The 23,388-nt window shown below is 44.5% G+C and carries 26 protein-coding genes; 21 read left to right on the top strand and 5 right to left on the bottom strand.

The genetic code is table 11. The features are described 5' to 3' along the window. The first annotated feature begins 1,306 nt into the window (after positions 1–1,306). The 20 genes from ACHZCY_RS04745 to ribD all read left to right on the top strand — a co-directional run bounded on the left by ACHZCY_RS04745 (position 1,307) and on the right by ribD (position 17,533). Positions 1,307–2,008: a FadR/GntR family transcriptional regulator gene (locus ACHZCY_RS04745; RefSeq protein WP_205223640.1), complete on the top strand. Its 702-nt coding sequence runs from the start codon at positions 1,307–1,309 to the stop codon at positions 2,006–2,008. Between the two features lie 567 nt (positions 2,009–2,575). Beyond that, a complete protein-coding gene (locus tag ACHZCY_RS04740) occupies positions 2,576–3,004 on the top strand; it encodes a PilZ domain-containing protein (RefSeq protein ID WP_205223639.1) in 429 nt (142 codons plus the stop codon). A 102-nt stretch (positions 3,005–3,106) separates the two neighbouring features. Further along, on the top strand, positions 3,107–3,928 hold the full coding sequence (locus ACHZCY_RS04735) for an MlaE family ABC transporter permease (RefSeq protein ID WP_205223638.1): 822 nt from the start codon (positions 3,107–3,109) through the stop codon (positions 3,926–3,928). Positions 3,929–3,938: 10 nt separating this feature from the next. Further along, entirely contained in the window at positions 3,939–4,739 is an 801-nt protein-coding gene (locus ACHZCY_RS04730) for an ABC transporter ATP-binding protein (protein WP_205223637.1), read from the top strand. Between the two features lies 1 nt (position 4,740). After that, complete coding sequence (mlaD, locus tag ACHZCY_RS04725) at positions 4,741–5,190, top strand: outer membrane lipid asymmetry maintenance protein MlaD (RefSeq protein WP_205223636.1); 450 nt, start codon at positions 4,741–4,743, stop codon at positions 5,188–5,190. Positions 5,191–5,196: 6 nt separating this feature from the next. Beyond that, positions 5,197–5,961 (top strand): MlaA family lipoprotein, encoded by a 765-nt coding sequence (locus ACHZCY_RS04720; RefSeq protein WP_205223635.1) that lies wholly within the window; start codon positions 5,197–5,199, stop codon positions 5,959–5,961. A gap of 19 nt (positions 5,962–5,980) precedes the next feature. Then, entirely contained in the window at positions 5,981–6,652 is a 672-nt protein-coding gene (locus ACHZCY_RS04715) for an MlaC/ttg2D family ABC transporter substrate-binding protein (RefSeq protein ID WP_205223634.1), read from the top strand. A 212-nt stretch (positions 6,653–6,864) separates the two neighbouring features. Then, positions 6,865–7,386 carry a YceD family protein gene (locus ACHZCY_RS04710; RefSeq protein WP_205223633.1) on the top strand — a complete coding sequence of 174 codons (522 nt, stop codon included), beginning with the start codon at positions 6,865–6,867 and terminating at the stop codon, positions 7,384–7,386. Positions 7,387–7,452: 66 nt separating this feature from the next. Next, positions 7,453–7,641, top strand: a complete 189-nt coding sequence (gene rpmF / locus ACHZCY_RS04705) for a 50S ribosomal protein L32 (protein ID WP_205223632.1) — start codon at positions 7,453–7,455, stop codon at positions 7,639–7,641. Between the two features lie 9 nt (positions 7,642–7,650). Continuing rightward, entirely contained in the window at positions 7,651–8,652 is a 1,002-nt protein-coding gene (gene plsX / locus ACHZCY_RS04700) for a phosphate acyltransferase PlsX (protein ID WP_205223631.1), read from the top strand. Between the two features lie 23 nt (positions 8,653–8,675). Then, positions 8,676–9,653 carry a beta-ketoacyl-ACP synthase III gene (locus tag ACHZCY_RS04695; protein WP_205223630.1) on the top strand — a complete coding sequence of 326 codons (978 nt, stop codon included), beginning with the start codon at positions 8,676–8,678 and terminating at the stop codon, positions 9,651–9,653. Positions 9,654–9,672: 19 nt separating this feature from the next. Then, positions 9,673–10,821 carry an acyl-CoA dehydrogenase family protein gene (locus ACHZCY_RS04690; RefSeq protein ID WP_319548017.1) on the top strand — a complete coding sequence of 383 codons (1,149 nt, stop codon included), beginning with the start codon at positions 9,673–9,675 and terminating at the stop codon, positions 10,819–10,821. Between the two features lie 11 nt (positions 10,822–10,832). Then, on the top strand, positions 10,833–11,612 hold the full coding sequence (locus ACHZCY_RS04685) for an electron transfer flavoprotein subunit beta/FixA family protein (protein ID WP_205223629.1): 780 nt from the start codon (positions 10,833–10,835) through the stop codon (positions 11,610–11,612). Between the two features lie 50 nt (positions 11,613–11,662). Continuing rightward, on the top strand, positions 11,663–12,859 hold the full coding sequence (locus ACHZCY_RS04680; RefSeq protein ID WP_319548016.1) for an FAD-binding protein: 1,197 nt from the start codon (positions 11,663–11,665) through the stop codon (positions 12,857–12,859). Continuing rightward, positions 12,849–13,598 (top strand): 3-oxoacyl-ACP reductase FabG, encoded by a 750-nt coding sequence (gene fabG, locus ACHZCY_RS04675; protein WP_205223627.1) that lies wholly within the window; start codon positions 12,849–12,851, stop codon positions 13,596–13,598. Before ACHZCY_RS04680 ends, fabG begins: the two co-directional genes overlap by 11 nt. 81 nt (positions 13,599–13,679) lie before the next feature. After that, positions 13,680–13,910 (top strand): acyl carrier protein, encoded by a 231-nt coding sequence (gene acpP, locus ACHZCY_RS04670; RefSeq protein ID WP_205223626.1) that lies wholly within the window; start codon positions 13,680–13,682, stop codon positions 13,908–13,910. A gap of 17 nt (positions 13,911–13,927) precedes the next feature. Then, positions 13,928–15,169 carry a beta-ketoacyl-ACP synthase II gene (fabF, locus tag ACHZCY_RS04665; RefSeq protein WP_205223625.1) on the top strand — a complete coding sequence of 414 codons (1,242 nt, stop codon included), beginning with the start codon at positions 13,928–13,930 and terminating at the stop codon, positions 15,167–15,169. Between the two features lie 17 nt (positions 15,170–15,186). Next, on the top strand, positions 15,187–15,612 hold the full coding sequence (rpiB, locus tag ACHZCY_RS04660; RefSeq protein ID WP_319548015.1) for a ribose 5-phosphate isomerase B: 426 nt from the start codon (positions 15,187–15,189) through the stop codon (positions 15,610–15,612). 109 nt (positions 15,613–15,721) lie between these two features. Beyond that, complete coding sequence (gene nrdR / locus ACHZCY_RS04655) at positions 15,722–16,186, top strand: transcriptional regulator NrdR (RefSeq protein ID WP_205223623.1); 465 nt, start codon at positions 15,722–15,724, stop codon at positions 16,184–16,186. Positions 16,187–16,423: 237 nt separating this feature from the next. After that, entirely contained in the window at positions 16,424–17,533 is a 1,110-nt protein-coding gene (gene ribD, locus ACHZCY_RS04650; protein ID WP_319548014.1) for a bifunctional diaminohydroxyphosphoribosylaminopyrimidine deaminase/5-amino-6-(5-phosphoribosylamino)uracil reductase RibD, read from the top strand. On the opposite strand, the gene ACHZCY_RS04645 is transcribed toward ribD, so the two are convergent. The 4 genes from ACHZCY_RS04645 to ACHZCY_RS04630 form a co-directional block, all read right to left on the bottom strand. Next, positions 17,514–18,476 (bottom strand): ParB N-terminal domain-containing protein, encoded by a 963-nt coding sequence (locus tag ACHZCY_RS04645; protein ID WP_319548013.1) that lies wholly within the window; start codon positions 18,474–18,476, stop codon positions 17,514–17,516. The two genes, ribD and ACHZCY_RS04645, sit on opposite strands and share 20 nt — an antisense overlap. Before the next feature lie 89 nt (positions 18,477–18,565). Beyond that, the gene (locus tag ACHZCY_RS04640) at positions 18,566–18,853 is read right to left on the bottom strand and encodes an integration host factor subunit alpha (RefSeq protein WP_205223620.1); all 288 of its coding nucleotides are present in this window, start codon (positions 18,851–18,853) and stop codon (positions 18,566–18,568) included. Between the two features lie 94 nt (positions 18,854–18,947). Further along, a complete protein-coding gene (gene eno, locus ACHZCY_RS04635; protein ID WP_205223619.1) occupies positions 18,948–20,243 on the bottom strand; it encodes a phosphopyruvate hydratase in 1,296 nt (431 codons plus the stop codon). A gap of 71 nt (positions 20,244–20,314) precedes the next feature. Continuing rightward, positions 20,315–21,520 carry a type II secretion system F family protein gene (locus tag ACHZCY_RS04630; protein WP_319548012.1) on the bottom strand — a complete coding sequence of 402 codons (1,206 nt, stop codon included), beginning with the start codon at positions 21,518–21,520 and terminating at the stop codon, positions 20,315–20,317. Between the two features lie 191 nt (positions 21,521–21,711). Between ACHZCY_RS04630 and ACHZCY_RS04625 the strand changes: the two genes are divergently transcribed. After that, positions 21,712–21,963 carry a PxxKW family cysteine-rich protein gene (locus ACHZCY_RS04625; RefSeq protein ID WP_205223617.1) on the top strand — a complete coding sequence of 84 codons (252 nt, stop codon included), beginning with the start codon at positions 21,712–21,714 and terminating at the stop codon, positions 21,961–21,963. Positions 21,964–22,076: 113 nt separating this feature from the next. On the opposite strand, the gene ACHZCY_RS04620 is transcribed toward ACHZCY_RS04625, so the two are convergent. Further along, positions 22,077–23,387 (bottom strand): UDP-glucose dehydrogenase family protein, encoded by a 1,311-nt coding sequence (locus ACHZCY_RS04620; protein WP_205223616.1) that lies wholly within the window; start codon positions 23,385–23,387, stop codon positions 22,077–22,079. Position 23,388 lies beyond the last annotated feature (1 nt).

Here is a 23,388-nt window from a genome sequence, read left to right as displayed (position 1 = left end):
CTCCCTTGTTTACTTTATAGACGAGGACTCACTGCTGACAAGGAGTTCCTGCAGGTAGGTAACTATACTTGGAAACAGAGACAAAAAAACCAGGCTGACAATTTGTAATATTATGAATGGCATAATGCCTTCGTAGCTATGCATCATAAAATGGGCTACCGGTGCAATTCTCTTAAAGTAGAACAGTGTATATCCAGGTAGAGGGGGCAAGAAGAAGGTTAGCAGATTCAACCACATGAAAAGAGAGAACTAATCAGAATTCTAATGAACAATATGATGTTAAAGTCAAGTTAGTTTTTATTGGAGAAAACGTCCATCGGGGCGCTAGGCGAGCAAAGACCAATTGCTCTGCAGGTCTCGCAACCCAGCAAGGATTGCGCTCGTTACTGCAGGTATAAGATTCAGGCGAGTAACCAATAACTTGAGAGTCTTTGCTTTCTATTGATGCGACGCGCATCAATATCAAATTTTTCGAGTGTAGCTGTATCAGCTCCATTTGCCGGCAAACCAAACGCAAGTTCAATGGGTAGCATTACCATTAAGAATCGTTTACTTGAAAAGTCTCCTTAAGGGACGGGAAGGTAAATTACCTTAACTCCAGCGTTGGAATTGGTTGACGGGGGGCTGTTTTTTAAATCCTCTATTGGTATAACCAATTGTGCAGCACTGAAAGTAGGAGCAACCAAGAAATGGCTTGATAAATAAAAATGTCGTGATATTAGTATGGTGGTAGGTATGACGGTGTTCTCTGGATACTGGACTTCCTGGTTGTTTTCTTGTGATTGGTATTACCGGTTATTTGTACGGATTAATCCAATTTTAAAGGTATCTGCGCAGGGAAATCGTTAATTAATCGGCAGAGTTTAGCGGAAAAGTTTCAGGATGTGAAATGAAAGGCTCTGATACTTGCTGCGGCATGGGGGAAAGTTTTAATATTCAATATTATACCATCTAGTGCAGTATAGGTTTATAAAAAGATATGCAACGAAGAACTATATAAAACCGGCAATTTAACGCGAACTGCAACTGTTCATCAGTGCTCCGAATGTTGACAAGTTGATCGATTTAGCAGATTAGCCCCGACTTTGATAGACCTGTATGCCGGGCGGGCAGATCGTGGAGAGTTGGAGTGTTGCTGAGCAGTTACAAAAAAGAAAAGCTATTGCCTAAACAGGGTCCAATATGGTAGCAACCGGCTGCCCTGCATGGATGATGAAGATATCCGATATGTTGTTTCAGCAGGGTGATTGTATATCTGTTAAGCATTTTGTTGAACTGTATGCGGAAACAATTTCCTGAGGAATGTATGAATTTACGCCCGATTAAACCCAAAAGAATTTCTGATCAGGTTTTTGAGCAGATACGAGAACTTATATATCGTGGCGAATTAAAGCCTGGCGAGCAATTGCTTCCAGAACGGGAGCTTGCAAGTAGTCTTGAGGTCAGCAGAACGACAGTACGTAACGCCATTAATAAATTGGTTACTTTAGGTTTGCTGGAACATAGGCAGGGGCAGGGCACTTTTGTGACGATTCCCAATGGGAACCAGGGGAACCCACTGGCTACTATACTTGCCGTTGATGATGTTACGATTCATGATCTGCTCGAAGTGAGGCTCGGCCTGGAGTGTAATGCCGCCAGGATGGCGGCATCCCGTGCGATGCCGCAGGATATCCTTAATTTGGCAAAAGCTAATAAGGAAATGGCGGAAACCGTGGAAACGGGGGCTCTTGGTAATGAGGCCGATGCAGCCTTTCATATGGCAATCAGCTTTGCTACGAAAAATCCGGTACAGATTCACTTGATGAGGAATTTTTACGACCTCCTTTTTTTGGGGATCAAAAAGAATTTAAGCCATCTGTGGGATGACCCTGAGAATATTGATATTGTTCTGGCTGCCCATTCTAAAATTTACGAGGCGATTGCCAACAAGCAACCCGATGCAGCTGAGGCTGCGATGCGCGAACACATCGAATATGTACAGGAGTGGTTTCGTAAGCGGTGGTAGATTCACTCTAGCCGGCTCTTCTCATGAACATTTTGTAAAATGGGAAAATATTATTTTGCAGCAAATGGTTGGATTTAAAAAGAAAAGATGACTATTTTTCAAAATGTTCACCAAAGGTCAGTCCTGGCGGCGCCATCTTCTCCAGTCTTTTGGCTGTAAGCACAGGCAGCTATCGGATTTTACGCGTATCAGGAGCCTACGCACCTATCCACAACCAAATATTTTGAAACTGACGCTGCATGAACTGGTGAGAAATGCGGTCTAGCTATTTTAAAAATTGCTCATTCGCTTGATTTCTTGGTTTCGCCCAGAGTTTAATCTTCGGCATATCGGAATGCTGGAATATTAATTATATGCCTGTGGTAAAATTTTGGATGCGCCTCGAGTTTGAACGTATTTGCTCATTTTTCAAGACACCCTCTAGCTGAATCGACGGGGGGCCTCTTTTTCAATGGATATGCGACATTGTCATATTATTTTTTGTATAATTTGAAAATTTAGCTTTTTTATTTTCAACTGTTTATATTATAAGAGGTTATAATTATTACTACAGCTGGAAAACAACGAATGAAAAGCTTTACAGCTCCGACGCTACTTCCCGAAAAGCGACGCCATACAAGGGTTATTTTCACCCGGACTGTCAGGATGTCTGTCAATGATAGTGTTGTGGGGGAGTTCCCTGCTCGGAATCTCAGTATGGGAGGGCTCTTCATCGGCGATGCAGCATTGGCGGATGTTGTAGAAGAGGAATGCCAGCTTGAACTCCGAGAAAAGGGAGAGCATTCAAGCCTTATTCTGAAATTTTCAGCTAAAGTGGTCCGTGTTGAACCTGCTGGTATTGCAGTAGAATTTACCGATATGGAAGATGACAGTTTTATGTTTCTTCAAACCATGGTGCTGTATGCCTCAGATGATCCCATTGGGATTGCCAAAGATTTCCTCGAAGATTTTTCCCTCATTTCAAATATCGAAAAGACCGATTCTGCAAGTGGATAGAAAATAACGGGCCGCACAAATAGAGTGCATGAATTTTCTTTTCCTGTATCCTAGTTTCCCTAGTTTGTATTTTCCAGTAGAACTCAATGACGACATTTTGCCATGAATGCTGAAACAACAAAATTATCGACTCTTGTGGGTAGCTTTTTAGGAGCCATTGGCGATGGGTCTATTTATTTCTTACGGGACCTTGGCAGGATGGGTATCTTCCTTTTTTTCTCCCTTATTAGTATATTTAAGCGTCCTTTTAGAAGCCAGGAGTTGATTAAGCAGCTCCATTTTATAGGGACAGGGTCTTTGACCGTTATATTTTTTACCGCATTATCTTCAGGTATGGTTCTTGGGCTTCAAGGGGTCTACTCACTGAGCAAGTTCGGCGCAGAAGGTATGTTGGGCTCTGCAGTGTCTTTGACTTTAGTTATGGAGCTTGGCCCTGTTTTGACAGCGTTGATGGTCACCGGTCGGGCAGGATCAGCCATGTGTGCTGAGATTGGCATTATGCGAATATCAGAGCAAATCGACGCCCTGGAATGTATGGCTATTGACCCTTTTCGTTATTTAATTTCGCCTAAGGTGCTGGCTACAATTATTGCTGTGCCGTTATTAACAGCTTTTTTTGATGTTGTTGGTATATTTGGCGGATATCTTGCCGGGGTGAAGCTTATGGGCGTGAATGCTGGTGCCTACTTTGCCAGCATGGAACAAAGTGTCACCAACCATGACATTCGGCTCGGTGTTGTGAAGTCTTTTGTTTTTGCATTACTGATTGTCTGGATATGCGCTGGTAGAGGGTACTTTGTTCAACAGATTCGAGGTGCCGGTTTTGGCGCAGAAAGTGTGAGTAAAGTGACTACCCAGGCTGTGGTGGTCGCGTCCATCTCAATTCTAGTTTTTGATTACCTGCTGACTGCAATACTGATCTGATATACGATTTATGGAAAAGAACCAGAACCCCCAAGAATATGCCATTCGATTTGTAGACGTAGTGAAATCATTTGGTACCCGCGACAGTAAGCACGTTGTTCTGGACCATGTCGATTTTTCCATTCCAAAGGGGCAGACAACCGTTATTGCAGGTGGCAGCGGTCAAGGGAAAAGTGTTATCCTTAAATTGATATTGGGGTTGCTGCAGCCTGACAGTGGTGCCATCTATATTGGCAACAAAGACGTGAGTAACATGGGGTACAAGGCTCTGCAGGATTTGAGAATGTCGTTTGGTGTCCTCTTTCAGGGCTCGGCACTTTTTGATTCTTTATCTGTCTTTGAAAATATAGCCTTGCCGCTGCGCGAACGAACTCAGCTTGATGAATCTGCTATCAGGGTAAAGGTGGCCCAGACGCTCAAACAACTTGAATTGGAAGGACATGACCAGAAATTTCCTGCACAGTTAAGCGGTGGTATGAAGAAAAGAGTTGGCTTGGCCAGGGCATTGCAGCTCGAACCGGAAATTGTCCTTTACGACGAGCCGACTACCGGACTTGATCCGGTGATGACCAGAGAAATTTATGATCTTTTTACCAGTGTACAAAATCGGCTGGGCTACACTGCTGTAATTGTGAGCCATGATATTCCGCAGGTCTTTGATCTGGCAGACCGAATTATCCTCTTGAATAAAGGGCAGCTTGATGTCTTTGGGCATGTGGATGAAATTATTTCTTCGAAAAAGCCATATATAGCTGAATTTGCTGAAAAAACTCTTGGGCTTGCCCGTGAAACTGAAATAAAAGGTGAGTAGAATGCGGTATTCCCGTTTCGACGTGTTGGTAGGTGTTTTCCTTATTGCCGGTTTTAGTGCATTTGGTTGGCTTGCGTTGCAACTCGGCGAGGTCCCATGGCTTACAGGGGTAAAACGATATGATATCCAAGCAGAATTTCATAATATTTCGGGTATAAAGACCGGCGCAGACGTCCAGATTTCAGGGGTGAATGTGGGCTTGGTAAAGGAGCTCGAACTCAGTGAAGACGGATTAGCCGTGGTGACTATGCAGCTTGACAACAGTGTTCAGTTACCAATAGATTCCATTGTATCTGTTAAATCACAGGGAATTATCGGCGATAAATTTCTGCAGATTTCCTTGGGTGGTGATGATGAGTTATATGGGCCCGGTGATTTGATTGTTGACACGGAATCCTCGGTTGATCTTGAATCCCTCATTTCGAAATTTGCATTTGGACAGGTTAAATAGTGGGTTATGGTTTACCGGAACTTAATAATCTATCGTATAGTTATCCTCTTTTTTTTGTTGTTGATAACTGCGCCGACGTTGAGTGCTGAAGAAGTTGACTTCCTTGATGATGACTTCTACCTGGATGAACTGGAAAGCGCGGCTGTTAATGATCCTATAGAGCCGTTTAACAGGCTTATTTTTGATTTTAATGATTCTGCATACATGTACCTGTTGAAACCGTTGGCCACGGGATACAGTACAGTGGTCCCTACCGACATACGGGGTTGTGTCTGGAATTTTTTCCGAAATTTGGAAGAACCGCTTCGTTTCGTGAATTGTATTTTGCAGGGGCGTTTTGAGGAGTCCATGTGGGTGTTATCTCGTTTTGCGATTAATTCTGTTGCTGGAGTTTTTGGACTTGGTAATCCAGCTACAAGAGAATTCGGGATACCCATGATTGAAGCTTCTCTTGGCGAAACACTCGCAACCTGGGGAGTTGGTGATGGCTTTTACCTGGTTGTTCCTCTTTATGGTTCATCGACCTTAAGAGATATCACAGGGACAGTAGTAGATGCTATGACAATGTCTCCCTATTATTTCTGGTCGGATGATTATCTTACTCTTGCGGCTATTTATGCTGGAAAAGAGACAAATAAGCTCTCGCTGTACTTGAATGTGTATGATGATTTGAAAAAGTTAAGTTTTGACCCTTATGTAGCTTTGCGGAATAGTTATTTTCAAAATCGAAAAAAAATAAGAGACCATACTGATTTTCAAGTAGAATTTTAAGCTCTAAGGATATAACTCCATGGATTATTTTCGAAGTATACCATTCCAAAGGCAAGAGCGACGGCGCAGCACATGGACGGCTTTGTATCTTCTTGTTCTGTTGGCAGCACTCCTGGTACCTGGCTCAAAAGTATGCGCCTCCGCTCCAGATCCTACCGAACAATTGAAACCCTTTATTGAAAAGGTAATCGCTATTCTACAGGACGAGGAGCTTAGAGAAGGGGCGAGGTGTACCCTGTGTCAAAGGGTTATCGATGTTGCAAGAGAGCGATTTGATTTTCAGGAAATGTCTAAGCGAGTTCTGGGAAAACACTGGAAGCAAATTTCAAGTGAGCAGCAAGCCGAGTTTGAAGAATTATTCACCCGTCTTTTGGAGCACGCATATATTGGGAAAATAGAAGAATATGCCGGCCAGGAAATTGAATACAAAAAACAACGAATCCGCGGGGAGCGAGCTGAAGTGCAGACGTTGCTTATAGATTCAGGTAAAAGCATCCCTGTGTCGTATATTATGTTACTGCGGAAAGACCAATGGATGGCTTATGATGTCGTGGTTGAAGGGGTTAGTCTGGTTCGCAACTATAAGGAACAATTCGATCAAATCATAAGTGCGGATGGCTACGAGTATCTAGTTGGGGAGATTGAAAAAAAAATAACGGCTATAGAAAAAGAGACTACAGGCGAAGAGTAGGAGCCGTGTTGTAACTAGAAAAACGTGACAGGCTTCTTCATCTTTTTCAGCCTCTCATAGGGGACGCCTTGCAACCCGAATAAAGAGATATTTCATTGCAGGGGAACATCTCAAATCACCTACCCTTATTTTTCGTTGGCTTTCTTCTTCATTTTTGTGTATATAAAGCAGCTTTGACGAAAATTACCACTGTTACCACGGGGTAGTGTATCATGCGCCTTCGATTTACCGAGATTTCACCCCATGGAAATCAGGTTGAACTATTTGAAGTTACTGGCTTAGAGCAGGCAGAGATCGTTTCCATAGAGGGTGAGAGCCGTTTTACTTTTACCCTTAAGAGGAAAAGTGAAACCCAGGTTGAGATGAGCGGAATCTTGCTTGTTACACCTGTTATCAACTGTGATCGATGCCTGGTGCCATTTGCCTATCCTATAAACACCTCTTTTCATATTTTATTTGAAACAGGTGGCACTGAGAACTGGCAGCTTAAAGAAGTCGAATGTACTTCCAGTGAGATGGATATAATTTTTTTGGATGAACCCATCATAGATTGCGATGAGGTCTTTCGTCAGCAAATCCTACTGGCATTGCCCCAAAAGAAGCTTTGTTCCCCAGGATGCAAAGGCATCTGTAGCCGGTGTGGTGAGAATTTGAATATCACTGTTTGTGATTGCGAAAATACTCCTACCAATTCACCGTTTGCAGTGCTTTCACGTTTAAAAAAAAATGATTGATTGTTTTCAGCACCTGTTGTCAAGACGTGTGCTGAAAGCGTTGAGTATAAATAAGGAGAATAAAAAATGGCCTTACCTAAAAGAAGACATTCCCGATCACGCACCAGGCAAAGACGCGCTCATGATTCATTGAATCAACCAAGTGTGAGCAAATGTCCAGAGTGCGGTGAACCCAAAATGCTCCATCAGCTTTGTGGTGGGTGCGGTGTTTATAAAGGAAAAAATATCATCCAGTTAGAGGATGAACTTAACTAGGCGGCAACTGTGCGAATAGCCCTCGATGCCATGGGTGGGGACCATGGACCGGAAATGCTTATTCAAGGTGCTATTGCAGCCGTTGAAGAGCAGAAGGATCTCGTAGTTATCTTAGTTGGTCCCGATTCCCTCCATGGTCAACTCGCCGGCGCTGTAACAGGTAAGCCTGGAGATATAGCCGATCGGCTGAAGATTCAACATGCTCCCGAGGTCGTCGGGATGGATGAATCTCCAGTTGACGCCGTGCGAAAGAAAAAAAACTCCACTGTTATGGTGGGTTTTGATCTGATTAAATCTGGAAATGCAGACGCTGTCGTGTCCGCTGGGAACTCTGGGGCGACTTTAGCCGCAGGTGTGCGTAAACTGGGTCGTCTTTCCGGTGTGTCAAGACCTGGTATTGCCAGCTTTTTCCCCACATTACAACGTCCTGTTATGTTGATGGATATTGGTGCTAATGTGGATTGTCGCCCACAGCACCTGTATCAATTTGCTGTCATGGCTTCATCTTGTTCCAGTCTTTTACTTAATATTAGAGACCCTCGGATTGGTTTACTCAGTATCGGTGAAGAAACCGGAAAAGGCAACGCGCTTGTCAAAGAGACATATGACCTCCTTAAGCACGGCCCCATGAACTTCGTTGGTAATGTTGAAGGGCGGGATGTCTATAAAGGTGATGTCGATGTAATTGTCTGTGATGGGTTTGTCGGCAATATTTCACTGAAAATAAGTGAAGGGCTGGCCGAAGCCGCTATGCAGATGTTGAAAAAAGAAATTATGAAAACCTGGCGAGCCAAAATCGGATACCTGCTTATTCGCAAGGCCTTTGCTGATTTTCGCAAACAGGTCGATTATGCTGAATATGGTGGTGCACCTTTGCTTGGTATAAACGGGACGGGTATAATTTGTCATGGGACATCCAATGCCACTGCTATCCGTAACGCCATAAAAGTTGCATCAGATATGGTCTGCAATAAGGTAAACAATGTTATTGTACAGGCGCTTCGGCAATAATAAGGCCTTCTCGAGGCAAAAGAATGAGTAAAGCTTTGATATTAGGGACAGGTTCATGCCTGCCTCAAAAAACGTTAACCAATGCCGAACTTGAGCAGATAGTTGACACCTCTGATCAATGGATTACCAGTAGGACAGGGATAAAAACCAGGCGGATCTCCGGCGAAGGTGAAGAGAACTTTCGACTGGCTACTCTCGCTGGGCAACGCGCTTTGGAAATGGCGGGTTTGTCACCTCTTGCGTTGGACATGATCATTGTGGCAACCCTTTCTCCACATAAAATAATGCCTTCTACAGCCTGTTTTGTGCAGGCTGAACTTGGGGCCACCAACGCCTTTGCCTATGATATCAATGCGGCCTGCACAGGTTTTACCTACGGTCTTGATCTGGCAAGTAAATATATTCAAAGCCAACCTGAAATGAAGGTGTTGGTTATAGGATCAGAAACTCTTTCAACCAGAGTTGACTGGAAGGATAGAAACACCTGTGTGCTTTTTGGCGATGGTGCCGGCGCGGCAGTACTTGGCGGGAGTGAAGACGGCCGAGGTGTTTTAGGGAGTAAGCTCCATTCAGACGGCCGACTATGGAACCTGTTGCATATGGATGGACCAGAGAGTCAAAATCCTGAATTACAGGGGAGTGATTGGGAAGGCGCCCTCATACGCATGAACGGCAGTGATATCTTCAAACAGGCCGTTCGCGCCATGGACGATGTCGTTGTAGAATTATTAGAACAACAGCAGCTGACAATTGAAGATATTGACTTGGTGATACCGCACCAGGCAAATATCAGGATTTTGAACAAATTGCAGCAGCGACTGAACATTCCCGATGATAAATTATTTATCAATGTAGATAAATACGGCAATACTTCTGCCGCCAGTATCCCAATAGCTCTGGATGAAGCCAATAAGCAAGGAAGGGTCAAAGAAAACGACCTAGTTCTGCTTTGTACTTTTGGTGCCGGTTTAACCTGGGCATCGTTACTTATGCGTTGGTAAAAACACCAAGGAGAGACTCGTGGAGTATTTTTTAACTGAAGAACAACAGATGATCGTTGATACCGCCAGGGAAATTACCAACGAGAAGATCATCCCCGTTCGAGCCGAACTTGATGAGAAAAATGAATTTCCCCGCGAAATTTTGAAGGATATTGCCAAGGCTGATCTTTTCAGCATTTTTGTTCCTGAGGAATACGGTGGGTTTGGTGGGGGCTGTTTTGATATAGCCCTGGCCTTGGAAGAATTGGCACGGGGCTGTGTCGGCGTTGCAACTAGCTTTGCCGCAAGTGCCCTTGGTATTTATCCTGTTCTTATTGCAGGTAGTGAAGAGCTGAAGCAGAAATATTTGCCATCCATTGCAACTGGAGAAAAATATGCTGCTTTTGGATTAACGGAAGCAAACGCAGGCAGTGATGCCTCTGGAATCCAGACAACTGCTGTCCTGGATGGCGATGAATGGGTCCTCAATGGCACTAAGCAATGGATAACCAACGGTGGAGAGGCGCAGATTTACACCATTATAGCCTTGACTGATCCCCAAAAAGGCGCTCGGGGAGCTTCTATTTTTGTCGTGGAAGACGGCGATCCTGGTTTTTCTTATGGTAAAAAAGAAGATAAGATGGGTATCCGTTCTTCATCCACGAGGGAACTTATTTTAAAAGATTGCCGGATTCCCAAAGAACGAATGGTAGGAAGAAAAGGTACAGGCTTTATAACTGTCATGAAGACGCTGGATATTTCTCGACCAGGTATTGCAGCTCTTGGAGTAGGACTCGCTCAGGGTGCATTGGATGAGGCTGTTATCTATGCCAAACAACGTGTTCAGTTCGGTAAACCTATTGTTTCTTTCCAGGCTGTTCAGCATATTCTTGCGGACATGGCTATCCAACTCGAAGCTGCACGTGCTTTGGTGTACTCTGCAGCACGCCATATTGCTAATAATCCAAAAAATATGTCCAAAGCCTCTTCAATGTGCAAGGTTTTCGCTACAGATATGGCAATGAAGGTCACAACGGATGCTGTTCAAGTACTCGGAGGTTATGGGTATATGAAAGAGTATCCTGTCGAAAAAATGATGCGTGACGCCAAAATTTTGCAAATCTATGAAGGTACAAACCAGATTCAGCGTAATGTGGTAGGCCAGGAACTCAACAAAGAATATTCATAATAGCTGAGCCCATGCATATAGTAGTGTGTATCAAACAGGTACCGGATGCCAAAGATGTCCGCCTTGACCCGGAAACAAATACATTGGCTAGAGAAGGTGTTGAATCGATCATGAATCCATATGATCGGCATGCCCTTGAAGAAGCCGTTGCTTTGAAAGAAGAACACGGCGGCACTGTAACCGTTATTACAATGGGGCCGCCGCAGGCAGAAGAAGTGTTGCGTGAGTCAATCGCCTGCGGGGCTGACCAGGCTTTACTTGTGTCGGACCGTGCGTTTGCCGGCGCTGATACGTGGGCAACTTCTTATACCTTGGCAAAGGCAATACAAACCTTAGGCAAAGTCGATTTAACCTTATGTGGCAAGCAAGCCATTGATGGTGATACCGCACAGGTCGGTCCCGGCATTGCCTGCAGGCTTGGTGTGCCTTTTGTCACTTGCGTTCAAAAAACGCGACAATCCTCCACGGAGTCGATAATCGTTGAGCGTATGATGGATGATGGGTTCGATGTTGTACAGGTGCCGTTTCCTGCACTGTTGACTGTGGTAAAAGATATTAATGAACCTCGTGTTGCGTCTTTGAAAGGGAAAATGAAGGCCAAAAAGGCAACGATTCCTACTCTTTCAGCTGCAGATATTCAAGCAGAGCCGCAAAATTTAGGACTCACTGGTTCACCCACTCAGGTAGTCCGCGTTTTTTCGCCTGAAGCGCGAGGCGATCGTACTGTGTTCACTGGAACTGTAGAAGAACAAGTTGATCAGCTGGTACGACAACTGAAGGACCACTTTTAGTAAAAGATATAACCACACCTCTGTTTTTATATATATTACGATACGAGAACATGCTTAAGATAGACTGTGACAAATGTATTGTTTGCGGAATTTGCGAAGCTAGCTGCCCTTTCAGTGCGATTCATGTAGAAGATGATTGTGTTGTCGTCGACGATAACTGCACCCTTTGCGGGGCGTGCGTTGATAATTGCGAAGTGGAAGCGCTATCAATAGAAGTTGCTGATAAAAAAGTACAGGATGATTTCGCGGACTGGGCAGGGGTTATGGTTTTTGGAGAATGCCGCCACGGGGCCATTGCCCCTGTAACCTATGAACTTCTCGGCGTAGGCAGAAAACTTGCCGACACCAGAGGGGTTGCCTTGAGTGTTGTTCTTCTTGGTAAGAATGTGGCCGAAAATAGCGATAGTCTCATTGCTGCAGGTGCTGATTATGTCTATCTTGCAGAGCATGATGACCTTGAGCAATTTCGTGAAGATGTATACGGATATGTTCTGGAAGATATTATCCGTCAAAAGAAACCTGAGATTGTCCTTGCCGGAGCCACTGCTATTGGTCGCTCTGTTATTCCTTTTGTGGCGACCTTGATTGATGCCGGATTGACTGCTGATTGCACTCGGTTGGAAATTCGCGAAAGCGACGGGATGTTGCTGCAAACCCGGCCTGCATTTGGAGGTAATATAATGGCCACTATTGTATGCCCTGATACCCGACCACAGATGGCTACGGTGAGACCCAAGGTAATGGCTGCCCTTGAACCTGATGGCAGTCGGGTCGGGGTCATTGAATCCATTGAGGTTCGAACCAATGCTGTTTCGTCCAAAATAGAAATCTTAGAAACCGTGGTGAGTGACCAAGACCAGGTGAATATACAAGAGGTCGAGACGTTGGTTGCCGGTGGGCGTGGACTTGATTCTGCAAAAGGGTTCGAGCTTATTCGGGAACTGGCAGATGAACTCGGAGCAGCTGTAGCAGCCAGCCGCGCTGCAGTAGATTCCGGCTGGATTCCTTATCCTCATCAGGTGGGACAAACCGGAAAAACAGTTAACCCAAAATTGTATATAGCCTGTGGTATTTCAGGTGCTGTCCAGCATGCCGTAGGCATGCAGTCTTCTGATATTGTTGTTGCCATCAACCGAGATGCAAATGCGCCTATTTTTGATTTTGCTACCTACGGTATTGTTGGGGATCTTTACGATGTCATACCTGCTCTTATTAAAAGAATTCAGGAGGTAAAAAGTGAGTCTTGAAGGGAAAGTAGCACTTATTACTGGTGGTAGCAGGGGGATTGGCAGGGCAGTCTGTACTCAACTCGCCTCGTTAGGCGTTTTGGTGGGCGTTAACTATGTGTCCAATCCAGCGGCTGCCGAGCAGACTTTAGAACAGGTAAAAACTGTGGGCGGGCAGGGCTTCACTTGTCAGTTTAATGTGGCAGACACTGAGGCCGTTCAGAAAAATATAAAAGCTATTATTGATCAATACGGAAGTATTGATATTTTAGTTAATAACGCCGGCATTACAAGAGATGGATTAATGGCACGTATGAAAGAATCCCATTGGGATGATGTGCTTGATACTAATCTTAAAGGTGCCTTTAATTGCAGTAAGGCTGCAATGCGTCCCATGATGAAGAAAAAGTGGGGGCGAATCATTAATATTAGTTCGGTTATTGGTTTTCTTGGTAATGGAGGTCAGGTCAACTATGGCGCAGCTAAAGCTGGGCTTGTTGGTTTTACTAAATCCATGGCCAGGGAACTTGCCGGTCGCAATATCACTGTTAATTGCGTGGCACCCGGATACATTGTTACCGACATGACTGAAGAACTTGACCAGGAAGTACAGGATGCAATTAAAATGCAAATCCCTTTGGGCCGCCTTGGTTCCCCTGAAGATGTGGCTGCTTCTGTAGCCTTTTTCGTTTCTCCAGGTGGTGATTATCTCACAGGTCAGACTCTTCACGTTAATGGCGGCATGTATATGGGGAATTAGTGACTCTTCAGTATTGACACTGCTGAAACAGTTGCTATCTGTTTTACATTCAGAAATTAAATTTATATTTAGGAGAATACAATGGCAGTTGAAGCAAAAATGATTGATATCATCGTAGAGCAGTTGAGTGTAGATAAAGAAAAGGTGGTTCCTGGAGCCTCTTTTGTGGATGATCTTGGTGCAGATTCTCTTGATCTGGTTGAACTTATTATGGCTATGGAAGAAGAATTTGATGTTGAGATTCCTGATGAGGAAGCTGAAAAAATTGCAACTGTGCAAAACGCTATCGATTTTGTAGCAAAAATTCAATAGTAAGTAAGGATAAGTTTGTGAAAAGAAGGGTCGTTGTTACAGGTATCGGATTAGTCACTCCTCTTGGTACAGGAACTGAGAAGACATGGGAAAGTCTCGTTAATGGCCGTGGTGGTATAGGGCCGATTACTCGATTTGACGCTACCGGTCATGCTTCGCAGATTGCAGCGGAAGTAACTGATTTTAAGACGGAAGACTGGTTTGAAAAAAAACAATCCAAAAATTTGGATCTGTTTGTACAATATGCAATTGCTGCTGCTGAATTGGCCTGGCAAAACAGCGGCCTTTCCATTACCGATGAAAATAGAGAGCGGGTTGGAGTCATTACCGGATGCGGTATGGGCGGTCTGCCGACTATTGAAGAGTATCATCAAATCATGGTCGAGAGAGGACCCCGCAAAATTACCCCGTTTTTTATTCCTCGTGTAATTCCAAATATGCCTTCCGGCCATATTTCCATGCGTCTAGGTTCGAAAGGACCGAATCTCACCCAGACAACAGCTTGTGCTGCAGGCACCCATGCTGTTGGAGAGGCATTTCGTCATATCGCCTACGGAGATTGCGACATAGCTGTAACAGGCGGTACTGAATCCGTTATCTGTCCACTTGCCGTAGGTGGATTTAGTGCTATGAAGGCCCTCTCTACGCGTAATGATGATCCTGAATCAGCATCAAGGCCTTTTGACAAAGACAGAGATGGTTTTATCATTTCCGAGGGGTCGGGAATGATTATTCTCGAAGAATTGGAATCAGCCAAAAAACGCGGAGCGAAAATATACGCGGAGGTCATAGGGTACGGACAGACCAGTGACGCTTATCATATTGCTGCCCCGCCCGAGGATGGAGAAGGTGGTGCTCGATGTATGGCAGCTGCCCTGCGTGATGCGAAGCTGAACCCAGAGGATGTTGATTACATTAATGCTCATGGGACCTCAACCCCGCTTAATGACAAGTGTGAGACCCAGGCTATTAAGACTGTTTTTAAAGAGCATGCACACAAGTTAGCTGTAAGTTCAACAAAGTCTATGACCGGGCATATGCTTGGAGCCGCGGGAGGAATCGAGTCAGCATTTACTGCTCTTACCTTGGATACGGGTATAATTCCGCCAACGGTTAATTTGCATAACCCCTCGCCGGAATGCGACCTCGATTACGTTCCATTGACTGCCAGAGAAGCCAACCCTATGGTTGCTATTTCAAATTCTTTTGGGTTTGGCGGAACAAACGGTGTGGTTGTTATGAAAAAGTTCTCATCGTAATTATCCTGGAGACTGATGTGAATATTATTATTGGTTGTGACCACGGTGGATTTGAACTGAAACAGGAAATCATGACCTTCCTCCTGGAGCATGACCACCAGGTAATGGATGCAGGGTGTTACTCTACAGATTCTGTGGATTATCCGGATTTCGCTTCTGAGGTATGCCGTGCAATAGATACGCAAACAACAGATAAAGGCATACTTATATGCGGGACCGGCATTGGCATGTCTATTGCCGCAAACCGCTATCCAGGTATTCGCGCCGCACTCTGCATGGAACCTTTTTCCGCACGCATGAGCCGAGAACATAACGATGCAAATGTCTTGTGCCTTGGTGGTCGCCTGACCGGAGTGTCAATGGCTACCGCTATTGTCGATACCTGGCTGAATACAGAGTTTAGCGGCGGTCGTCACCAACGGCGTATAGATATGCTTGAATAGTAGCTCTTTTTATGATTTTATCGAGTCGCTATAGACTTTTATAACCGGTATGCTTGTAACGAGCTGCCGGTTTTTTTTTACCTATACTTACATTTCTTTTGAGGATGCCATGAAATGTCCTTACTGCAGTCATCTCGAAAATCGAGTGATTGACTCTCGGGTGAACAAAGATAAAACTATTATACGTAGGCGTCGTGCGTGTTCATCGTGTCAACAACGATTCACAACCTACGAGCGAATTGAATTGATGCTGCCCATGTTGATCAAAAAAGATGGGCGGCGAGAGCCGTGGGATCGTGGTAAAATTATAGCAGGGCTCGAAAAAGCATGTGAGAAACTTCCTGTCAGCATGACTGATATTGATGCTTTTGTTGATGCTATTGAGCTACGACTTCAAGATGCCGGAGGGAAGGAAATTTCGACTACTCAAGTAGGAGAGTGGGTGATGGAGGCGCTTCCCTCTCTAGATGAGGTTGCCTATGTACGCTTTGCTTCTGTTTATCGGCAATTTAAGGATGTTAACGAGTTTATGGATGAATTAAAGATTTTCCTCGGTAATGCAAAGGACAAATAATTATTTATGGCTAAACTACTCACAGCTACTCTCGCAATCTTCCGTCGGTCGCTTACCTCCCCGGGCGGTCTCGATCTCCATTATCGATAGGCAGACGGAGTCGTCGCTTACCTTGCTAATAAACACTCCTGTTCATATATGAGACACTTGTGAGCAGGTACAGATTTCAGGGATAATACATCAAGGACTTAGCACTCCAGTGAGTTACACCTATGCTAGGTTTCAAAAAGGAAGATTATGGAAAATTTTGATATTCATTTCATGAAGTTGGCAATACAGGAAGCCGAAAAAGGCATAGGGCGAACTTCTCCCAACCCTGCTGTTGGTGCTGTGATTGTGCATGATGGCGACATAATCGGAAAAGGATATCACAAAAAAGCAGGCACACCTCATGCCGAAATTAATGCTCTTGCCGATGCAAACAAGAACACTGCCCAGGCAACAATGTACGTTACGCTTGAACCATGCAATCATACTGGGCGTACCCCGCCATGTACTGAGGCAATTTTGAGGAGCGGGATTGAACGCGTTGTTATCGGTATGAAGGATCCTAACCCGCATGTTGCCGGTGATGGTATAACTCGTTTGCTTGAAAATGGAATCAAAGTAGAGTGCGGAATATTAGAAAAAGAATGCAAATTGTTAAATCTGCCCTTTCTTAAGCATATCTCCACTGGTCTGCCATGGGTTGTCATGAAGGCCGGGGTTAGCCTTGACGGGCGAATATCCTATCAAGTGGGCAGCGGGGGGGCAATCACCGGCGTCAAGGCATTTGAAATGGTGCATAGGTTGCGAGATAGGTTTGATGCTATTCTTGTTGGTGTTGATACGGCTTTAATTGACAATCCTAGTCTTACTACTCGAATGAGTGAAGACAGCGGGCATGATCCGTTAAGAGTAGTGCTTGATTCCAGACTGAGACTTTCAGTCGACGCACAAATGTTGCGGCAACAATCCCAGGCAGAGACATGGGTTTACTGCTGTGAGGGTGCGGAAGAAAAAAAACAGAAGGCGCTTGAAAAAAATGGGGCTAAGGTCCATAGAGTCGGAGGCCACGAGGCGCACCAGTTAGATATTAAAGAGGTTCTGTCACATTTAAGCAAAGCAGGCATAACCTCAGTTTTGGTCGAAGGCGGAAGCCGTATTCACGGTGCTTTCCTTGATGCTGATGCAGTTGACGAAGTATATCTCTTTTATGCGCCCTTTTTCATCGGTGATGCCGGTACGCCGCTCGTCAAAGGATACACATCCTTTACAAAAGGGGAAGATAACTTTTTTGTTGAGCATTCAGCGCAAGTTATTGGTACGGACATACTCTTTCATGGTATTAGGCGCTATCCCTGGTAGGTGAGGCGGGCACCATTGCCTTTAAGGCGTCAAGTTTTGACTCTAGAGCATGAATGTCATCAAAGGTAATGGAGAGGTTGCAACTGTCTTTTTCAAAGGATGCACTGTGCTGAAGCTGAAAATGTTCTGGGAGTTGCAATTGATGAATGCGTAATTGAAATGCCTTCTCTGCCTTAAAAAGTTCCGGTGAACATTGATGTTGGAGAAAGTCGAGGAGTTGATTTCCCTGTTGGGGGATGTTTTTTGCGTCCGTAATATTCTGTTGATCACAGGTTGAAAGGACTTGTTCAATGGAGCATTGTCTCCTTTTCGATAATTCAATAACCATCTGTACAAAATTATGCTGTTTTGACCCGCCAAAATGGTATTTGTCAATGAGGCTCACCAGAAGATGCTGGTCTACTTGGCTAAGCTTGTTCAACTTTTTTCCTGTTTTGAGGGTGAGCTTTCCCTTATGAATACTAATCATTGCTGTTTTTTCCAGTTGGAGTAGAGAAAGCAGCTCGTTGAACTGGTGTTTATTGGGTTTATATCCCATTATCTGTAGCAGAGGGAGTGTTTCGTGGTCAGCCAGGTGCTGCTGCGTCTGCTGGAGAAGGAGGGCATCTTCGATGGGGCTGACATTATTATCCAGGTGTTTATGCTGGGCTATATATTGATACAATTCACCAAGCTCGGTCTGGCGAGAGAGGACGAGACACGGAACCAATAGAATGTTGAATGTTATCGCTGCCTGTAATCTTTTGAAACCCGATAAAAGGTTAAATATCCCACCACCGCCTTCAGTCTCAGCAACAAGCAGGGGCTGCATGATGCCGAAATTTTCAATACTTGCAAGTAATGTGTCGTCGAGTGCGGTGTGTGCATGTATCAGGTGAAAAAAATCATTATGGGTGGAGATGATGTCGGGTTCCAGTAAACGAAACGAAGGAGCATGCTTCACGGTGTCTGCCAATAAGTAAGGGGTGGGGTAAAAGATAAAGGGGCATCAGCACATGATGCCCCTTTAGTTCATGCTAAAGGAAGGAACTCTTATGCCGAATTTATGCGGGTGCGTAAAATACCGGAAGGCTTAAAAGTGACAACACGACGAGCGTCAAGAATCAGTTCATTCCCAGTCTGAGGATTTCTTCCTCGTCTTGATTTTTTGTCCTTGATATTAAATTTTCCGAATCCGCTTAACAAGAGATCCTGCCCGTTGATAAGGGACGATTTAGACAAGGTTAAAAAGGTTTCTACAGATGCAGTTGATTGAGATTTTGTCAACGTTGGGTGTGTTTTATACACTTGTTGAACTAAATCGGCCTTGGTCAAGGTCATTTTTCACCTCCAAATGAAGCGAATTTACAATGGTTTAGTTTGTAATTAAACTGTTACTTATATGATAGGCAGCCATACCCGTAATTGTCAATCCTCAATCATTAAGAAAATGAAAAGCTGTTGTGCCTGCAAACTGCGCAACTTCACCAAGTTCTTCTTCTATGCGAAGCAATTGATTGTATTTCGCAACTCGATCACTGCGTGAAGGAGCACCGGTTTTTATTTGTCCTGCATTGAGTGCGACAGCAAGGTCGGCAATTGTAGTATCTTCGGTTTCACCGGATCGGTGCGAAATAACGGCAGTGTAGGATGCCCTGTGTGCCATGTCGACAGCATCGATTGTTTCTGTTACAGAACCTATCTGGTTAAGTTTGATTAAAATAGAATTGCATACTCCGCGCTTGATACCTTTTTGTAAGATAGCAGTATTGGTCACAAAAATATCGTCACCAACCAGCTGAATCTTGTTACCCAATTCTTGGGTAAGTTTTTTCCAGCCCTTCCAGTCGGCTTCATCAAGACCGTCTTCGATGGATATAAGCGGGTATTGTCTCACCCAGTCACTGTAAAATTCGATTAACTGGTCAGCATCTTTTTTAGATTTTTTCTCAGCAGCCAGTACGTATTTCTTTTCCGTGGCATCGTAAAATTCGCTGGCAGCTGCATCTAGACCAATATAAATATCTTTGCCGGGTTTGTATCCGGCTTGGTGAATTCCTTCAAGAATAGCTTCCATCGCTTCTTCATTGGAACTCAGGTTAGGGGCAAATCCGCCTTCATCGCCACCGGCTGTTTGCAGGCCACGCTTTTTGAGCACGGATTTTAAGGCATGAAAAGTTTCGGCTCCCATACGAAGGGCGTCTGCAAAACTTTTTGCACCCACCGGCAGGATCATGAATTCCTGAATATCGACATTGTTGTCAGCGTGGGCGCCACCATTGAGGATATTCATCATAGGTACAGGCAGCACTTTTGCGTTGACACCACCAAGATAATTATAGAGTGGTAATTCAAGCTCTGCTGCAGTCGCCTTTGCAACAGCCAAAGATACGCCCAGTATGGAGTTGGCACCTAATTTTTTTTTGTTAGCAGTATTGTCCAGCCCGAGCATAACGGTGTCGATCAACACCTGGTTAGAAGATTCAAAGCCAAGAAGGGCAGGGGTGATGATGTCATTCACATTTTTTACGGCCTGCAATACCCCTTTTCCACCATACCTTCTTTTTTTGGTATCTCTTAGTTCCAGCGCTTCCCGTTTCCCTGTAGAAGCACCAGAAGGTACAGCTGCCCTGCCGACCGCCCCGGTTTCAAGGTATGCTTCAACTTCAACTGTAGGGTTACCTCTGGAGTCCAATATTTCTCGCGCAACTATATCTACTATTTCTCCCATGAAAGTACTCTCCAAAATCTATAATTTGATATTTTATATAATAATGTAAACAGTATAAGTATTGAAAGGAATTAAACAACACTTGCCATTTTAAAAATCGGCAGATACATGGCTACAACCAATCCACCAATCATTCCGCCTAAGAAGACCATCATAAACGGTTCGATCATAGCGGTTAGATTTTCTACCGCCTGGTCTACTTCTTCGTCATAAAAATCGGCGATCTTTTCAAGCATGGTGTCCAGTGCACCAACCGACTCGCCGACGTTAATCATTTGTACAACCATATTGGGAAAAACACCTGACTCGTCGAGCGGTTCAGCAATTGGACGTCCCTCTGCAATACTGTCAGCGACTCGAAAAACAGCTCGCTCGATAACCTTATTACCGGAAGTTCGCCCGACAACCTGCAGTGCCTCAAGTATGGGTACGCCACTTTGCAGCATGGTACTTAAGGTTCGAGTGAATTTCGAGACCGCGACCCGGCGGAGCAGGGTACCTACCACCGGTGATTTAAGGAGGGCCGCATCAATTTTGAGACGACCTTTTTCAGTATTGTAAATCCGTTTGAAAATCCAGGTGAAGAGAACAGCTGCAATGACAATATAGAAGAAATTACCTTTAAAAAAATGACTCATGTTGACAACAATCTGCGTTGGTGCCGGCAGTGCTGAACCAAATTCCTGAAACATTTTGTCAAAAACAGGCACAACAAAAACAAGGATGACAACAAGAATAATAAGAGAAATGCCAAGACAGATGGCAGGGTAGGTCATCGCTCCTTTTATCTTTTTCTGCAGAGCCATGGCTTTTTCTTTGAAAACGGCAAGCCTGGAGAGGATGGTGTCAAGAATACCTCCCAGCTCCCCTGCCTCGATCATGTTTGAGTACAGGTTATCAAACACTTTAGGGTGCTTGCGCATGGAATCTGCCAGTGTCGTACCAGTCTCAACGTCGGTTTGAATCTCGAGGATTATCTTTTTAAAGGTGGTGTTTTCCTGCTGTTTGCCGAGAATTTGTAAACATTGAACCAGCGGAAGGCCCGCATCAATCATAGTTGAAAGCTGCCTTGTGAAAATAACAAGGTCTTTGCCGGTGACTTTAGGTTTAAAAAGCGGAATTTGCTCTAGAATATCTTTAGGCTTTTCCTTTATTTTGACATTGTCAATCCGCATTCGCCTGAGTTGCGCCAGAGCAGAATTCTCGTCGGGTGCCTCCAGTTCCCCTTTCCGTTTTTCGCCGTAACTATTTTTTCCTTTCCAAACATAAATTGGCATGAGTCTTTCTCCGGACAACTTCCTGGTGTTTTTAAAGGCTGTTCAATATAAGGTATTGACAGAAAGCGCAATAGTCTTTATAAAATCTATTTTCTATCGGTGAAGTGACAATTCGTCACAATTAATGATATTGTAGGGAAGTTTTTTTCTTGATTCAAGAAAAAGTTTATATTTTTTCAGGAGTTGGCAAGATGCAGACAAATGATACAGCTAAATTCAGTGATGGCCCGTTTCAACCGGTTGTCGAGCAGTGCGAAGGGTGTGATCGCATTGTAGAGGTTGATGAAAAGAAATATTGCAACACATATGTACAGCCTGATGCAAAATGGCGTCTTGGTATTTGCAATTTCGCGACCCATTCCAAGCCGGAAGTGAAAGTGGTGAAAGTAAGAATTAACCCGTTGAAAGCTGCAAAGAGAGCTTCTTCCAAGCGAAGATCCTAGTAATTCAGCAACTTTCTCGGGGCAAGAAAGGAAATCCGCTGCACCATTTCTTCTTGCTGTTATTGAAAAAAAGGCCTTTGTTTCTTAGAAACAAAGGCCTTTTTTATTTTGCGTTATTTTCTTCCGACTCCCATATATTGAAAACCTAGTTCCTTCATCTTTTGCGGTTCGTATACATTACGCAAGTCGACAAATACCGGAGCATTCATGCTTTCTTTTATTCTTTCCAGGTCAAGTGCTCTGTATTGGTTCCATTCTGTCATTAGAACAACGCAGTCGGCTTCAGCAGCAGCTTCATAGGCGTTTTGAACATATTCTATTCCTGCCGGCAGGTAGTGTTTTGCCTCCTCAATACCTTTGGGGTCGTGTGCTTTGATTTTGGCCCCTTTTTCAAGAAGGGCCGGAATGATTGTTGCGGAGGGTGCATCCCGCATATCATCTGTTTCCGGTTTAAATGTAAGGCCGAGTATGGCGATAGTCTTACCTGCCTCAGACCCGCCAAGCATTTCCCTGATTTTTTTAACCATTCGTGCTTTTTGTGCTGAGTTTGCCTCTACTGCAGCTTCAACAACTCGAACATTTTCACCGTTTTCCTGGACTATACGCATCAGGGCCAGCGTATCCTTGGGAAAGCAGGAACCACCGTAGCCCGGTCCTGGGTGTAAAAATTTACTGCCGATACGTCCATCCATGCCAATAGCCTTGGCAATATCTGTAACGTTGGCGTTAACTGCTTCACAGACATTGGCAATTTCATTAATAAAGCTGATTTTTACAGCTAGAAAAGCGTTTGCTGCGTATTTAGCAAGCTCTGCAGTTTCTATGGTCGTGCTGACAATAGGGGTGTCTCTGATGTAAAGGGGTTTGTATATTTCGCGCATAACGTCCTCTGCGCGTTCTGTTTCAACCCCAATTACTACCCTGTCAGGCCGCATGAAATCAGCTATTGCGGCACCTTCTCTTAAAAATTCAGGGTTTGATGCTATATCAATATCAACAGATGGATTAGTTTCTTTGATAATGCGGCTTACCTGCCGTGCTGTACCAACCGGAACCGTGCTTTTGTCCACAACCACTGTGTAACCATTAAGATGTGGTGCTACCTCCTTTGCTGCCTGATAAATATAGCTCAGGTCCGCATAACCGTCACCGCGTCGAGAACTGGGGGTGCCGACAGCAATGAAAACAGCATCTGAGAATGGAACCGATACGGCCAGGTCGCTGGTAAAGCAGAGTCTGCCCTCATCGACATTTTTTTTCACCAGGTTGTCAAGACCTGGTTCATATATAGGGATGACTCCTTTTTTTAATTTTTCAATTTTTTCCTCTACCTTGTCAACACAGGTGACGGTATGGCCGAATTCGGCAAAACAGGTCCCTGTTACCAGGCCTACGTACCCGGTGCCAATCATGGTAATGTGCATT

It is taken from the genome of Desulfogranum marinum (assembly GCF_963675105.2).
Classification (GTDB): domain Bacteria; phylum Desulfobacterota; class Desulfobulbia; order Desulfobulbales; family Desulfobulbaceae; genus Desulfogranum; species Desulfogranum marinum.
Note: the sequence above shows the minus strand (reverse complement) of the source record. Positions and strands in the feature narration are given on the sequence as shown.

What these genes read in the sequence shown, in the direction of transcription:
- ACHZCY_RS04745 (WP_205223640.1), top strand. Translation starts at nt 1,307, where the DNA reads ATGAATTTACGCCCGATTAAACCCAAAAGAATTTCTGATCAGGTTTTT.
- ACHZCY_RS04740 (WP_205223639.1), top strand. Translation starts at nt 2,576, where the DNA reads ATGAAAAGCTTTACAGCTCCGACGCTACTTCCCGAAAAGCGACGCCAT.
- ACHZCY_RS04735 (WP_205223638.1), top strand. Translation starts at nt 3,107, where the DNA reads ATGAATGCTGAAACAACAAAATTATCGACTCTTGTGGGTAGCTTTTTA.
- ACHZCY_RS04730 (WP_205223637.1), top strand. Translation starts at nt 3,939, where the DNA reads ATGGAAAAGAACCAGAACCCCCAAGAATATGCCATTCGATTTGTAGAC.
- mlaD (WP_205223636.1), top strand. Translation starts at nt 4,741, where the DNA reads ATGCGGTATTCCCGTTTCGACGTGTTGGTAGGTGTTTTCCTTATTGCC.
- ACHZCY_RS04720 (WP_205223635.1), top strand. Translation starts at nt 5,197, where the DNA reads ATGGTTTACCGGAACTTAATAATCTATCGTATAGTTATCCTCTTTTTT.
- ACHZCY_RS04715 (WP_205223634.1), top strand. Translation starts at nt 5,981, where the DNA reads ATGGATTATTTTCGAAGTATACCATTCCAAAGGCAAGAGCGACGGCGC.
- ACHZCY_RS04710 (WP_205223633.1), top strand. Translation starts at nt 6,865, where the DNA reads ATGCGCCTTCGATTTACCGAGATTTCACCCCATGGAAATCAGGTTGAA.
- rpmF (WP_205223632.1), top strand. Translation starts at nt 7,453, where the DNA reads ATGGCCTTACCTAAAAGAAGACATTCCCGATCACGCACCAGGCAAAGA.
- ACHZCY_RS04695 (WP_205223630.1), top strand. Translation starts at nt 8,676, where the DNA reads ATGAGTAAAGCTTTGATATTAGGGACAGGTTCATGCCTGCCTCAAAAA.
- ACHZCY_RS04685 (WP_205223629.1), top strand. Translation starts at nt 10,833, where the DNA reads ATGCATATAGTAGTGTGTATCAAACAGGTACCGGATGCCAAAGATGTC.
- ACHZCY_RS04680 (WP_319548016.1), top strand. Translation starts at nt 11,663, where the DNA reads ATGCTTAAGATAGACTGTGACAAATGTATTGTTTGCGGAATTTGCGAA.
- acpP (WP_205223626.1), top strand. Translation starts at nt 13,680, where the DNA reads ATGGCAGTTGAAGCAAAAATGATTGATATCATCGTAGAGCAGTTGAGT.
- nrdR (WP_205223623.1), top strand. Translation starts at nt 15,722, where the DNA reads ATGAAATGTCCTTACTGCAGTCATCTCGAAAATCGAGTGATTGACTCT.
- ribD (WP_319548014.1), top strand. Translation starts at nt 16,424, where the DNA reads ATGGAAAATTTTGATATTCATTTCATGAAGTTGGCAATACAGGAAGCC.
- ACHZCY_RS04640 (WP_205223620.1), bottom strand. Translation starts at nt 18,853, where the DNA reads ATGACCTTGACCAAGGCCGATTTAGTTCAACAAGTGTATAAAACACAC.
- eno (WP_205223619.1), bottom strand. Translation starts at nt 20,243, where the DNA reads ATGGGAGAAATAGTAGATATAGTTGCGCGAGAAATATTGGACTCCAGA.
- ACHZCY_RS04630 (WP_319548012.1), bottom strand. Translation starts at nt 21,520, where the DNA reads ATGCCAATTTATGTTTGGAAAGGAAAAAATAGTTACGGCGAAAAACGG.
- ACHZCY_RS04625 (WP_205223617.1), top strand. Translation starts at nt 21,712, where the DNA reads ATGCAGACAAATGATACAGCTAAATTCAGTGATGGCCCGTTTCAACCG.
- ACHZCY_RS04620 (WP_205223616.1), bottom strand. Translation starts at nt 23,387, where the DNA reads ATGCACATTACCATGATTGGCACCGGGTACGTAGGCCTGGTAACAGGG.